Annotated in this window: 11 protein-coding genes; 7 read left to right on the forward strand and 4 right to left on the reverse strand. The window is 68.5% G+C overall.

Going from position 1 to position 12,879, the window contains the following annotated elements:
* Window positions 1-81: 81 nt before the first annotated feature.
* The 3 genes from QZM67_RS03085 to QZM67_RS03095 are packed head-to-tail and all read right to left on the reverse strand — an operon-like array spanning window position 82 to window position 3,966.
* Window positions 82-1,014 carry a dihydrodipicolinate synthase family protein gene (locus QZM67_RS03085; protein WP_175025159.1) on the reverse strand — a complete coding sequence of 311 codons (933 nt, stop codon included), beginning with the start codon at window positions 1,012-1,014 and terminating at the stop codon, window positions 82-84.
* Window positions 1,015-1,045: 31 nt separating this feature from the next.
* Entirely contained in the window at window positions 1,046-2,620 is a 1,575-nt protein-coding gene (locus QZM67_RS03090) for a UxaA family hydrolase (protein WP_175025158.1), read from the reverse strand.
* A 32-nt stretch (window positions 2,621-2,652) separates the two neighbouring features.
* Complete coding sequence (locus QZM67_RS03095) at window positions 2,653-3,966, reverse strand: MFS transporter (protein ID WP_175025157.1); 1,314 nt, start codon at window positions 3,964-3,966, stop codon at window positions 2,653-2,655.
* A 232-nt stretch (window positions 3,967-4,198) separates the two neighbouring features.
* Here QZM67_RS03095 and QZM67_RS03100 point away from each other — a divergent pair, with 232 nt between their 5' ends.
* Window positions 4,199-4,930 carry a GntR family transcriptional regulator gene (locus QZM67_RS03100; RefSeq protein ID WP_051890403.1) on the forward strand — a complete coding sequence of 244 codons (732 nt, stop codon included), beginning with the start codon at window positions 4,199-4,201 and terminating at the stop codon, window positions 4,928-4,930.
* Between the two features lie 39 nt (window positions 4,931-4,969).
* Here the strand turns inward: QZM67_RS03100 and QZM67_RS03105 are convergent, their stop codons facing one another.
* The gene (locus QZM67_RS03105; protein WP_301800734.1) at window positions 4,970-5,692 is read right to left on the reverse strand and encodes a FadR/GntR family transcriptional regulator; all 723 of its coding nucleotides are present in this window, start codon (window positions 5,690-5,692) and stop codon (window positions 4,970-4,972) included.
* 267 nt (window positions 5,693-5,959) lie between these two features.
* Between QZM67_RS03105 and uxuA the strand changes: the two genes are divergently transcribed.
* The 6 genes from uxuA (at window position 5,960) to QZM67_RS03135 (ending at window position 12,855) form a co-directional block, all read left to right on the forward strand.
* Window positions 5,960-7,024 carry a mannonate dehydratase gene (uxuA, locus tag QZM67_RS03110; RefSeq protein ID WP_301800735.1) on the forward strand — a complete coding sequence of 355 codons (1,065 nt, stop codon included), beginning with the start codon at window positions 5,960-5,962 and terminating at the stop codon, window positions 7,022-7,024.
* 71 nt (window positions 7,025-7,095) lie between these two features.
* Window positions 7,096-8,406, forward strand: a complete 1,311-nt coding sequence (locus tag QZM67_RS03115; RefSeq protein WP_175025154.1) for an MFS transporter — start codon at window positions 7,096-7,098, stop codon at window positions 8,404-8,406.
* Window positions 8,407-8,535: 129 nt separating this feature from the next.
* Window positions 8,536-9,969, forward strand: coding sequence for a PLP-dependent aminotransferase family protein (locus tag QZM67_RS03120; protein ID WP_301800736.1), 1,434 nt, complete (start codon window positions 8,536-8,538; stop codon window positions 9,967-9,969).
* Window positions 9,970-10,049: 80 nt separating this feature from the next.
* Window positions 10,050-10,445 (forward strand): hypothetical protein, encoded by a 396-nt coding sequence (locus QZM67_RS03125; protein ID WP_175025152.1) that lies wholly within the window; start codon window positions 10,050-10,052, stop codon window positions 10,443-10,445.
* 197 nt (window positions 10,446-10,642) lie between these two features.
* On the forward strand, window positions 10,643-12,427 hold the full coding sequence (locus QZM67_RS03130) for a nitrite/sulfite reductase (RefSeq protein ID WP_301800738.1): 1,785 nt from the start codon (window positions 10,643-10,645) through the stop codon (window positions 12,425-12,427).
* Window positions 12,424-12,855: a DUF934 domain-containing protein gene (locus tag QZM67_RS03135; RefSeq protein ID WP_175025151.1), complete on the forward strand. Its 432-nt coding sequence runs from the start codon at window positions 12,424-12,426 to the stop codon at window positions 12,853-12,855. Before QZM67_RS03130 ends, QZM67_RS03135 begins: the two co-directional genes overlap by 4 nt.
* The last annotated feature ends 24 nt before the right edge of the window (window positions 12,856-12,879 follow it).

Below are 12,879 nucleotides of genomic sequence, written 5' to 3' on the forward strand. Positions count from 1 at the left end.
TCGTCCTCGTTGAACATCATTGAACATCATTGAACATCGTTGAATCGTGAAAGCGTCGAACCGTGCCGTCGCGCGCCGCGCTCAGCGGCCCCAGCGCAGCACGAGCGGATCGAGCGAGCGGGCGATCCGCAGCAGGCTCGCCCGCGTGTCCGGGTGCATCGTCGGCAGCGGATGACGCACGGCGTCCGACGCGATCACGCCGCCCGCCTTCATCAGCGCCTTCGCGGTCGCGATGCCGCCCTGGCGGTTCTCGTGATTGATCAGCGGCAGCCAGTGCGCGTACTCGCGCTCGGCTTCGTCCGCACGGCCGGCAGCCCACGCGTCGACGATCCGGCGGATCCCGTCCGGATACGCACCGCCCGTCATGGCGCCCGTCGCGCCCGCTTCGAGATCGGCCATCAGCGTGATCGCCTCTTCGCCGTCCCACGGCCCGACGATCGCGTCGCCGCCGAGCCGGATCAACTCGCGCAGCTTCGCGGCCGCCTGCGGCACCTCGATCTTGAAGTACGACACGTTCGGAATCTCGATCGCCATCCGCGCGAGCAGCGCGGCCGGCAGATACGTGCCGCTCGCCGGCGCATCCTGGATCATGATCGGGATGTCGATCGCATCGGAGACGCTGCGGAAGAACTCGACGATCGCCGCCTCGCCCGCGCGAAACGTCGCACCGTGATACGGCGGCATCACCATCACCATCGCGGCGCCCGCGTCCTGCGCACGGCGGCTGCGCTGCGCGCACACGGTCGTGCCGAAATGCGACGTCGTGACGATCACCGGCACGCGACCGGCCACGTGCTCGAGCACACAGTGCATCACCGCGTCTCGCTCGTCGTCGGCCAGCGAAAACTGTTCGGAGAAGTTCGCGAGCACGCACAGGCCGTTCGATCCCGCATCGATCATGAAGTCGACGCAGCGGCGTTGTCCGTCGAGGTCGAGACGGCCATCGTCGGTGAAGATCGTCGGTACGACGGGAAACACGCCCCGATAGCGCGTGGATGAGTTGTTCGATTGCATCAATGGCACTCCTTGCCGCAGGGAATTCAAATCAGGTGATCGCGCCGATCTGCCACGGCACGAATTCGTTCTGCCCGTAGCCATGCAACTCGCTGCGCGTCGCGTGGCCGGACGCCGCATCGAGCATCATCCGAAACAGCGTCGCACCGAGTGCGTCGATGCGCACACCGCCGTCGAGCACGTCGCCGCAGTTCAAGTCGATGTCGTCGGCCTGCCGCCGCCACAGCGCACTGTTGGTCGCCAGCTTCAGCGATGGCGTCGGCGCGCAGCCGTATGCGGAGCCGCGCCCCGTCGTGAAGCAGATCAGGTTCGCGCCGCCCGCGACCTGCCCGGTCGCGGAGATCGGGTCGTAGCCTGGCGTATCCATGAACACCAGCCCTTTCGAGCGAACCGGCATCGCGTATTCGTAGACGTCGACGAGATTCGTGCTGCCGGCCTTCGCGATGCCGCCGAGCGATTTCTCCAGGACGGTCGTGAGGCCGCCGGCCTTGTTGCCGGCCGACGGGTTGTTGTTCATCGCCGCGTGATGCCGCGCGCAATAGTCCTCCCACCAACGGATGCGCTCGACCAGCTTCTCGCCCACGTCGCGCGACACCGCGCGACGCGTGAGCAAATGCTCGGCGCCGTAGATCTCCGGCGTTTCGGACAGGATCGCGGTCCCGCCGTGCTTCACCAACAGGTCGACCGCCGCGCCGAGCACAGGGTTCGCGGTGATGCCCGAATAGCCGTCGGAGCCGCCGCATTGCAGGCCGACCGTCAGGTGGCTCGCGTCGACGGGCTCGCGCCGCACGTCGTTCGCGGCGGCGAGCATCGACTCGACGAGCGCGATGCCCTTCTCGATCGTCTTGCGCGTGCCGCCGCTGTCCTGGATCGTGAACGTGCGCAGTCGCGCGTGCTCCGTCAGCCCCTGGGTTTCGAGCAGGCGCGGAATCTGGTTGGTTTCGCAACCCAGCCCGATCACGAGCACCGCCGCGAAATTCGGATGGCACGCATAGCCGCCGAGCGTGCGCTGCAGGATCGCGAGCGCATCGCCGTCGGGATCGACCGCGCAGCCGACGCCGTGCGTCAGCGCCACCACGCCGTCGACGTTCGGATACGCGGCAAGCGCGTCGGGGTGGATGTCGCGGCGGAAATGATCGGCAATGGCACGCGCGACCGTCGCCGAGCAGTTCACCGACGTCAGGATGCCGATGTAGTTGCGCGTCGCCACCCGGCCGTCGGCGCGCACGATGCCGTCGAACGTCGCGCGCTGCGCGTCGGGCACGAACGCGGTGTCGCGCGTGCCTTCGCCGAACGCGTAATCGCGCGCGAACTCGCCCATGTCGAGGTTGTGCGTGTGGACGTGCTGGCCGGGCCGGATCGGCTGGCTCGCGAAGCCGATGATCTGGCCGTAGCGGCGCACGGGCGCGCCGGCGTCGATCGCGCGCGTCGCGACCTTGTGACCAGGTGGGATCAGCCCCGCGACGCTCACGCCTTCGTCATCGAGGCGCGTGCCGCTGACGAGCTGCTCGACGGCGATGACGACGTCGTCGGCGGGATCGAGCCGGATCGTGCGTGCGCGCGACGCGGCCGGCGCCTGACGGGTTTCGGTGGGAAATGACGACATGATTCGGTTCCGGTTGAATCGGGCGACGGGCTTCAGTCGAGGCCCCGGTCGCGGTAATCGATGAGGCTCGCGCAGACGGCCAGGCCGAACGCCGCGACGACGAAAAACATCAGCGCAAGGAAATAGGTGCCGGTGAACTGCACGATGAGGCCGATCAGGATCGGCACGATGACGCCGACGATATTGCCGCCGAAGTTCATCGCGCCCGCGAGCAGGCCCGCACGGGACTGGCCGCCGAGCGTCGCGGGCACGCCCCAGAACATCCCGCACCAGCGGATGAAGAACAACGCGATCGACAGCAGCACGACGACGCTGACGAGCCCCGTCGCGAAGCTCACCGCGAGGATCGCCGCGGCAGACGCGAGGCCCGCGACCGAGAACATCACGCGCATCACGCGATTCGGCGCGCCGCCGGCCGCGCGCCACTTGTCGGCCAGCCAGCCGCCGAACAGCTCGCCGACGAAACCGCACATAAAGATGATGAAAGTCGCACCGCCCATCTGCTTGAGGTCGAAGCCGTGCGCCTTGTGCAGGTAGCTGGGCATCCACGTCATCAGCCCGTAGAACACGCTGTTGTAGCAGGCCCAGCTCGCGAACATGAACAGCACGGAACGGTCGCGCAGCAGCTCGCGAAACGGCACGCTCGCCTTCGGCTCGCCGGCGCGGGCCGCGGCCGCATGCACGGTCACGTGCTCGAGCTCGGCCGCGTTCACGCCGGCGTGCTCGGACGGATGGTTGCGGATGTACCACCACGCGAAGATGCCGACCACGATCGTGCCCGCCCCCGCGACGACAAACGCGAGCCGCCACGATCCGAGGCCCGCGATCAGCGCCGTGATGATGATCGCGCCGCACGCCGAGCCGAGCGGTGCCCCGCCATCGAGCAGCGCGGCGCCGCGGCCGCGCTCGGCCGGCGTGAGCCACGAACCCGCGAGCTTCGCGCCGGCGGGCATGATCGGCGATTCGGCGATGCCGAGTCCGAGCCGCGTCAGCAGCAGCGGCACCCAGCTGAAGCACACGGCCGCGACGGCCTGACAGGCGCCCCAGCCGATCGTCGCGAGGCCGACGATGGTGCGCGCCTTGTAGCGGTCGACCAGCAGCCCGCTCGGGATCTGCATCAGTGCATACGTCCAGAAGAATGCGCTGAGCAGCACCCCTTCCATCGCGGGCGACAGACTGAATTCGGTCGAGATGATCGGCAGCGCGACGGACAGCGACGCGCGGTCGATGTAGTTGATCGACGACAGCAACAACAGCAGCCAGAAAATCCGCCAGCGCACGGCGGTCGGCGCGGCGGTCGAGGCCCGGGCCGTCGGGCGGGGGCCTGCTGAGTCTTCGAGGTGCATACGTGTCTCCTGTGGGGATGAGTCGCCGGTCACGCCTTCTTCGAAGCGTCGGCCAACTAATATATTAGTTGGCAATTATAGAGATGCCTCCCGGTGTCGATACGGGGGTAAACCCCGGAATCGGTCGACCGGCGATCCCCGCCGATCCGCCTGAATCGATATGCGCATTAATATACTGATCGACCGGCGTCCATCGAGCATGCCGGCATGCCTGCCACCCTCTAGCCAATTCATGAAGTCAGAACGCACCACCCAGGACACCTTCATCGCCCGTCTGATCCCCGCCGATTTCACACTGGACCGCTCGCAGGCCCTGTCCGTGCAGATTCACGCGCTGTTGCGCGACGCGATCGTGACGATGACGCTGCTTCCGAACGACGTCATCTACGAACGCGCCATCGCGGAGGCGCTCGGCGTGTCGCGCACGCCCGTGCGCGAGGCGCTGCTGCAGCTCGCACGCGAGGAGCTCGTGCTGATCGCCGCGCAATCGGGTACCTTCGTCGCGCCCGTGAAGCGCGAGCAGTTCGTCGAGAGCGCGCTGATCCGCAAGGTGCTGGAGACGGCCGCGATCCGCCGCGCGGCCGAAGTCATCAGCGCGCGCGAGCTCGAACAGCTCCACGACATTCAGGACGCGCACCGGCGCGCGATCGAACGCGGCAACGCGGTCGCGGCGATCGCGTGCGACAACGCGTTTCATGCCACCGTCAGCGCGGCCGCGCGGCTACCGCGCGTGCAGCAGCTCGTCGAAATCGTGCGCGCGCCGATCGACCGTGTGCGGCACGTCACCGTCCGCGATCCGATCGTCGGCGAGGTCACGCTTGCGCAGCACCAGAAAGTGCTCGATGCGCTCGAGCGGCACGACCCCGATGCGGCCGAGCGCGCACTGCACGAGCATCTCGACGATGCGTACGCACGGCAGCAGCGCGCGTACGACCAGCATGTCGGGTTGTTCGAAGGGATTTGAAGGTGGTCTAGCGGCGGCCGGCGGCCAGCAGCCGGCGCGTCAACGCCACGCCTGAGTGAATTCCGCGACCACGCGCGACAGGTGCGCAGCCATCGCATCGCGTGCGGCGGCCGCGTCGCGCGCCATGATCGCCGCGAAGATCCGCTGGTGATCGTCCTGCGACGCCTCGCGCAGCGCGGTCGAGTGAAAATGCTCCTCGATCTTGTCCCACAGCGGATCGCTGCGCGCGCAGTCCCACATCGCCGTGACCATGTGCAGCAGCACCGTGTTGCCGGTCGCTTCCGCGATACGCAGGTGGAACTGGCGATCGGCCGCGTCGTAGGCGGCCTTGTCGTCCATCTGCTCGCGCATCGTCGTCAACGAGAAGAACAGCCGGTCGAGATCCGCATCCTTGCGTTCGGTCGCCGCGAGCGCCGCGACTTCCGCCTCGATCAGCCCGCGTGCGCGCAGCGTCTCGATCGGCCCCGGGCCGCGCGGCACCTCGAACGTCACCGGTCGCGCGGCATCGGCCGCGGACACATAGATACCCGAACCGATCCGCACCTCGACGATCCCCTGCACTTCGAGCGCAATGATCGCCTCGCGCACCTGCGTGCGGCTCACGCCGAACTGGTCGGCCAGGCTGCGCTCGGACGGCAGCCGCGCGCCGGCCTCGAACGCGCCGGCGGCCACCATCGCGTGAATCTGACGCGCCAGGCCGATATAGGAGCGGTCCGCGGCATCGGTATCGCGGCTGGCGGGCAGGCTGGAAAGATCGGTCATCGAAAGGCTCGCAACGGGCTGGCCGGCGCCGTCGCGGCGCCGGATCGCCAAAATGGTACACCAATTCCGGCCCGCATCCGGATTGCCGTGTTGGCCGGCGTGCCTGGGCCTTTCCTGTAGCGGGAGGCCAGCCAGTTCAGACTCCGACAACTGGTAAACCACTATCCCGTCAAACTGGCATACCAATCATAATCCGCTCACCGGAGACGGGCCGGCCGCTGCCGCCCGTCCGCCCGATGCAACAACCGCCAGCCAGGAGCCGCTCCAGTGAAGATGTCATTCCGTTGGTACGGCGAGTCCGATCCGGTCTCGCTGCAATACATCCGCCAGATCCCGGGCGTCACGCATATCGTGTCCGCGATCTACGACGAACCGGTGGGCGAAGTCTGGCCCGCGCACAAGATCGATGCGCTGAAGGCGACGATCGAGCGCGCCGGCCTGCAGTTCGAAGTCGTCGAATCGGTGCCCGTCCACGAGGACATCAAGCTCGGCAAGCCGGGCCGCGACCGCCTGATCGACCACTACCGTCAGACGATTCGTCATCTCGGCGCGGCCGGCGTGCGCGTCATCTGCTACAACTTCATGCCCGTGTTCGACTGGACGCGCACCGAGCTGTCGAAGACGCTCGACGACGGCTCGACCTGCCTCGCGTTCAGCACCGACGCGGTCGACCGGATCGATCCGGACGACGGCATCGCGCTGCCGGGCTGGGATTCGAGCTACCAGCCCGACCAGTTGAAGGCGCTGCTCGCCGAGTATCGTGACGTCGACGAGGCCGCGCTGTGGGCGAACCTCGAATACTTCCTGAAGGCGATCGTCCCCGTCGCCGAGGAAGCCGGCGTGAAGATGGCGATCCACCCCGACGATCCGCCGCGCCCGATCTTCGGGCTGCCGCGCATCGTGAAGAACCGCGACGATCTCGCGCGGATCCTGCGCATCGTCGACACGCCCGCGAACGGGCTGACGCTGTGCTCGGGCTCGCTCGGCGCGGGCCCGCAGAACGATGTCGAGGCACTCGTGCGCGAATTCGGCGCGATGGGCCGTATCCACTTCGCGCACATCCGCAACGTGAAAGTCGACGCGAACGGCGATTTCGAGGAAACCGCGCATCTGTCGAGCTGCGGTTCGCTCGACATCGCCGCGATCGTGAAGGCCTACCACGACACCGGCTTCACCGGCTACGTCCGCCCCGACCACGGCCGCATGATCTGGGGCGAGACGGGCAAGCCCGGCTACGGCCTCTACGACCGCGCGCTCGGCGCGGTCTACCTGAACGGCCTGTGGGAAGCGCTCGCGAAGTTCGACCGCACGCCGCCGCACACCACCCGATAACCCGCCCATCGAGGCGGCCGGCGCAGCGGATCGCCGGCCGCCCGTCACGACATTCCGCGCGGAGACACCACATGCCACGCATCCGATGGGCCATGATCCTGATGTGCTTCCTGGCCAACGTCATTAACTTCATCGACCGCGCGAACCTCGCGATCGCGGCGCCCAGCATCCGCGCCGATCTCGGCCTCGACGCGGTCGGCATGGGGCTCGTGCTGAGCGCGTTCTTCTGGACCTACGCGTTCCTGCAACTGCCGGCCGGCTGGTTCATCGACAAGGTCGGCGTGCGCGTGAGCCTCGCGCTCGCGGTCGGCTGGTGGTCGGTGTTCACCGTCGCGACGGGCGCCGCGCGCGGCCTCGCACAGCTCGTCGGCGTGCGGCTGATGCTCGGCGTCGGCGAAGCGGCCGCGATCCCGTCGTTCGCGAAGGTCGCGTTCAACTGGTTCCCGCGCAGCGAACGCGGGCTCGCGAGCAGCATCTTCGACAGCGGCTCGCGCGTCGGCTCCGCGCTGTCGCTGCCGCTCGTCGCGTGGCTGATCTCGATCGTCGGCTGGCGCGGGTCGTTCGCGATCACGGGCGGCATCGGCATCGTGTGGGCACTGGCATGGTGGTTCGTCTATCGCGACCCGGAACGCTATCGCGCGATTGCGCCCGACGCAGTCGATGCGCTGCTCGCGCAACGCGGCGCCCCAACCGTTGCGGCCGCAACCGACGGCCCGAAGGTGTCGTGGCTCGACCTGTTCCGCTACCGCACCGTGTGGGGGATGATGATCGGCCTGTTCTGCCTGAACTTCGCGATCTACTTCTTCATCACGTGGTTCCCGAGCTACCTGCTGCAATCGCGCGGCTTCTCGCTCGCGTCGCTCGGCACGTGGGGGATGCTGCCTGCGCTGCTCGCGATTCCGGGCGGCTGGCTCGGCGGCTATGTGTCGGACAGCCTGTTCCGCCGCGGCTGGAGCGCGACCGCCGCGCGCAAGACCTGCCTCGTGATCGGGATGCTGCTGTCTTCGTCGATCGCGCTGTCGGCGTTCGTCGAAAACGTGTGGGCCTGCCTCGGCCTGTTTGCGCTGGCTTATGCGAGCCTGTCGTTCGCGGGCGCCAACGTGTGGACGCTCGTCGGCGAAGTCGCACCGACGCCCGCGCATGTCGCGTCGCTCGGCGGCATCCAGAACTTCGCGGGCAACCTCGCGGGGATCTTCATCACGACGTTCACGGGCGTAATGCTGTCGATCACGAAGGGCTCGTTCGTCGTGCCGCTCGCGGTGGCCGGCGCGTTGTGCGTGGTCGGCGCGCTGTCGTACCTGTTCATCGTCGGCAAGGTCGAGCCGTTGCCGCCGCTGCGCGGCGCCGCAAACGGGCAGACCGTCGAGCCGAACGCGGCCTGACACAACGGGAAAGCGCGGCCGACGCGCCTGCGCTTTCCTTTTCGGGCCGCGCATCGGACAATGAGCCGCGCCCGCCGGCGCGGCGCCGCTCCGGCCCGCGCGTGGCGACGGCGCGCGCCACCCTCGCCGATGAAACGCTACGAAACCCTCGCCCACACGATCGCCGACGACATCCGCAACGGCAACCTCGCCGTCGGCACGCGCCTGCCATCGTTACGGCAGATCATTGCGCAGCACGGCGTGAGCCAGTCGACGGTATTTCGCGCGTACTACCTGCTCGAACAGTGGGGGCTGATCCGCGCGCGCGAACGCTCGGGCTACTACGTCGCGCCGGGCGCCACGCCGGCGGCGAGCCCGGTTGCCAAGCGCCGCGCAAGCCGTGCCGGCGCCACGCGCAAGGTCGACATCAGCAGCCTCGTGTTCTCCGTCCTCGACGCGGCCACGCAACCCGGCATCGTGCCGCTCGGCTCCGCCTTCCCGGCGCCGCAACTGTTTCCACTGCCGCGTCTCGCGAAATCGCTCGCGCAAGCCACGCGGCTCGTCAGCCCGTGGAGCACGGTCGTCGACCTGCCGCCCGGCAACGAGGCGCTGCGCCAGCAGATCGCGCGGCGCTATCTCGCGACGGGCATCTCGCAGCCGATCGACGAGATCGTCGTCACGAACGGCGCGCTCGAAGCGCTGAACCTGTGCCTGATGGCCGTCACGCGGCCCGGCGACGTCGTGGCCGTCGAAGCGCCCGGCTTCTATGCGGCACTGCAGGCGATCGAGCGGCTCGACCTGCGCGCGGTCGAGATTCCCGTCGATCCGCGCACGGGCCTCGACCTCGAAGCGCTCGCGAACGCGCTCGACCGGCACGACATCCGCGCGTGCTGGTTCATGACCAATTTCCAGAATCCGACCGGCGTCACGCTGTCCGCCGAGAAAAAGCGCGCGCTCGTCGAGTTGCTCGCCGCGCGCGAGGTGCCGCTGATCGAGGACGACGTGTACGGCGAGCTGCACTTCGGCCCCGACTATCCGCTGCCCGCGCGCGCGTTCGATCGGCACGGCCTCGTGATGCACTGCAGTTCGTTCTCGAAGACGCTCGCACCCGGCTACCGGATCGGCTGGGCCGCCGCCGGCCGGTTCGCGGAGAAGGTGCAGCGGCTCAAGCTGATGACGACGCTGTCGGCGAGCATTCCCGCGCAGGTCGGCATCGCGAACTATCTCGAGCATGGCGGCTACGACCGGCACCTGCGCAAGCTGCGCGGCGCGCTGCACACGCAGCTCGACCGGATGGACGACGCGCTGCGGCGCTGGCTGCCGGCCGGCGTCGAGTGGGTACGGCCCGAAGGCGGCTATTTTCTGTGGCTCGCGTTTCCCGACGCGATCGACGCGATGGAACTGCATCGCCAGGCGATCGCACGCGGGATCAGCTTCGCGCCGGGGCCGCTGTTTTCGGCCGCGCACGGCTTCGAGCGTTGCGTGCGCGTGAACTTCGGCCATCCGTGGAGCCGCGACATCGAGCATGCGATCCGCGTGCTCGGCGAGCTCGTCGCGCAGCCTTCGGTGCGCAAGGGCGCTTGAATCGCACACGGTGCGCATGGCGATGCACGCAATCCACCTGCGGGTTACAGTGCTGATCCCGCCGCCCTTCATGAATTCCCATGAGTCAACTGCCCTACCTCGATCACGACGCGCTGTTGAAACTGACGGCTGAAGCCGCGCACGTCACGCAATCGTGCACCTGCACGAAAACGCCGCTCGCTGGCTGGACGACCCTGCCGCTGTCGCTGCAGGACGCGCAACTGATCGAAGTTGCCACGCTCGCGCCGCCCGGCGAGACGGAGCCGACCTACGCCGAATATCATCCGGGCGGCACGCACTACGCGTCGGACGACGCGCCGATCGCCCTGCGCCATTTCCCGTACAACCGCTGCACCGTCAATCGCTGCCGCTCGTGCGCACGCCTGTTCCTGCGCTACCAGGAAGGCGGCGGCTACTTCATCGACCAGCGCATCCGCGCGCTCGATCCGGCGCGCGTCGTCGACGCCGACGCATAACCACCCGCCACGGGCATGCACGCATGCCCATCCCGCGCCGGCGCCACGCCGGCCATCTGCTGCGCCCTTTTCGTCCCGATCTGCTGCTTGTCCCACCGCACCGCGTTCCCTACGCTGTCTCTGGTTGCCTGACACCCGTCGCAACGTCTGTCCCAAGCCGCGCGCTTCGCGCCGCGGCGCCTCTCGCGTATCACGTCATGTATCGATATACCGTTTTCGACCGGGCGCTCGTGCACAGCCGCGCCGCCCAGTTTCGCGACCAGCTCGAACGCTGGCAGCACGGCACGCTGAGCGAAGACGCGTTCCGGCCGCTGCGCCTGCAGAACGGCTGGTACGTGCAGCGCCACGCGCCGATGCTGCGCGTCGCCGTGCCGTACGGCGAACTGTCGAGCGCGCAGCTGCGCGTGCTCGCGCGGATCGCGCGCGACTACGACGTGCCCGACGACGCCACCTACCGCGCCGCATGCGACGCGCAGGCGTTGCTCGGCACGCTGCGCCTGCCGACCCGCAGCGCGCACTTCACGACGCGCACCAACGTGCAGTTCAACTGGATTCCGCTCGCGAAAGCAGCCGACGTGATGGACCTGCTCGCGACCGTCGACATGCACGGCATCCAGACGAGCGGCAACTGCATCCGCAACATCTCGTGCGACGAGCGCGCCGGCGTCGCGCCGGACGAGATCGCCGATCCGCGCCCGTTCGCCGAGGTGATGCGCCAGTGGACGACGCTGCACCCCGAATTCGCGTTCCTGCCGCGCAAGTTCAAGATCGCGATCACGGGCGCGGCCGAAGATCGCGCGGCCACCGACTGGCACGACGTCGGGCTGAAGCTCGTGCGCGACGACGCGGGCGCGCTCGGCTTCCGCGTGAGCGTCGGCGGCGGGATGGGCCGCACGCCGACGATCGCGACGCTGCTGCGCGCGTTCCTGCCGTGGCAACACGTGATGAACTACATCGAGGCGATCGTCCGCGTGTACAACCGCTACGGACGGCGCGACAACAAGTACAAGGCGCGTATCAAGATCCTCGTCAAGACCGAGGGGCAGCGCTACCTCGACGACGTCGAGGAGGAGTTCCGCCAGATCGTCGATCACGACGGCGCGCCGCACACGATTCCGCAGGTCGAGTTCGACCGCGTCGCCGCGTCGTTCGTCCCGCCGCGGCTCAAGCCGCGCACGGCCAGCCTGCGCGACGCGAACCTGCGCGTGTCCGCCCAGGCGGCACGCCATCCGGCCTTCGCGCGCTGGCTCGCCCGCAATGTCGCCGGCCACCGCGACCCGGCGCTGCGCATCGTCACGCTGTCGTTCAAGCGCCGCCTGCAGGCGCCGGGCGACGCGTCGCCCGACCAGCTCGATGCGCTCGCCGATCTCGCCGACCGCTTCTCGGCCGGCGAGGCCCGCGTCACGCACACGCAGAACGTCGTGCTGCCGTGGGTGCATGTCGACGATCTGTTCCTGCTGTGGGAAAACGCGCGCGCGATCGGGCTCGCCAGCGCGAACGTCGGACTCCTGACGGACATGATCGCGTGCCCGGGCGGCGACTTCTGCGCGCTCGCGAATGCACGCTCGATCCCGATTGCCGATGCGATAGCCGAGCGCTTCCAGGATCTCGACATGCTGCACGACGTCGGCGACATCGACCTGCACATCAGCGGCTGCATCAACTCGTGCGGCCATCATCACAGCGGCCACCTCGGCATCCTCGGCGTCGACAAGGACGGCGCCGAGTGGTACCAGGTCACGCTCGGCGGTTCGGACGGCTCGACCGCGAGCGGCCCCGCGCGGCCGGGCAAGGTGATCGGCCCGTCGTTTTCGGCGGACGAGATCGTCGATGTCGTCGATGCGATCGTCAACGCCTATCTCGACGCGCGGATCGATGAGGACGGCCGCAGCGAACGATTCATCGACACGGTGCGCCGCATCGGCGCGGAACCCTTCAAGGCCGCCGCGAACGACGCGCGCCACCACGCGGAGCACGCATGAAGCAAGCACACCCGACCGCACGCATCCGGCTGCTGACGCCGGCCGAACACACCGGCGACACGCAGCAGCACGACGCCGCGACGCTGACGATCGGCAACGACGAGGAACTGCCGCCGCTCGCCGCGCAGATCGCGCAGGCTGCGCGTATCGACCTGCAGTTTCCGTCGTTCACCGATGGCCGCGCGTACAGCCAGGCGTACCTGCTGCGCAAGCGCTACGGCTTCGCCGGCGACCTGCGCGCGACCGGCGACGTGCTGGTCGACCAGGTGCTGCTGATGGAGCGCACGGGGTTTTCGAGCGCGGTGCTCGGCGACGGTACGGACATCACGGCCGCACGGCGGCAGCTCGACCGGTTCCCGGGCTTCTATCAGCGCGATGCGAGAACGGCACTGCCGCAGCAGGACGCGGCCACGCCCGCCGGAAAATGAAACGGGCGGCCCGCAGGCCGCCCG

Source organism: Burkholderia sp. AU45251 (assembly GCF_030482905.1).
Lineage (GTDB): Bacteria > Pseudomonadota > Gammaproteobacteria > Burkholderiales > Burkholderiaceae > Burkholderia > Burkholderia aenigmatica.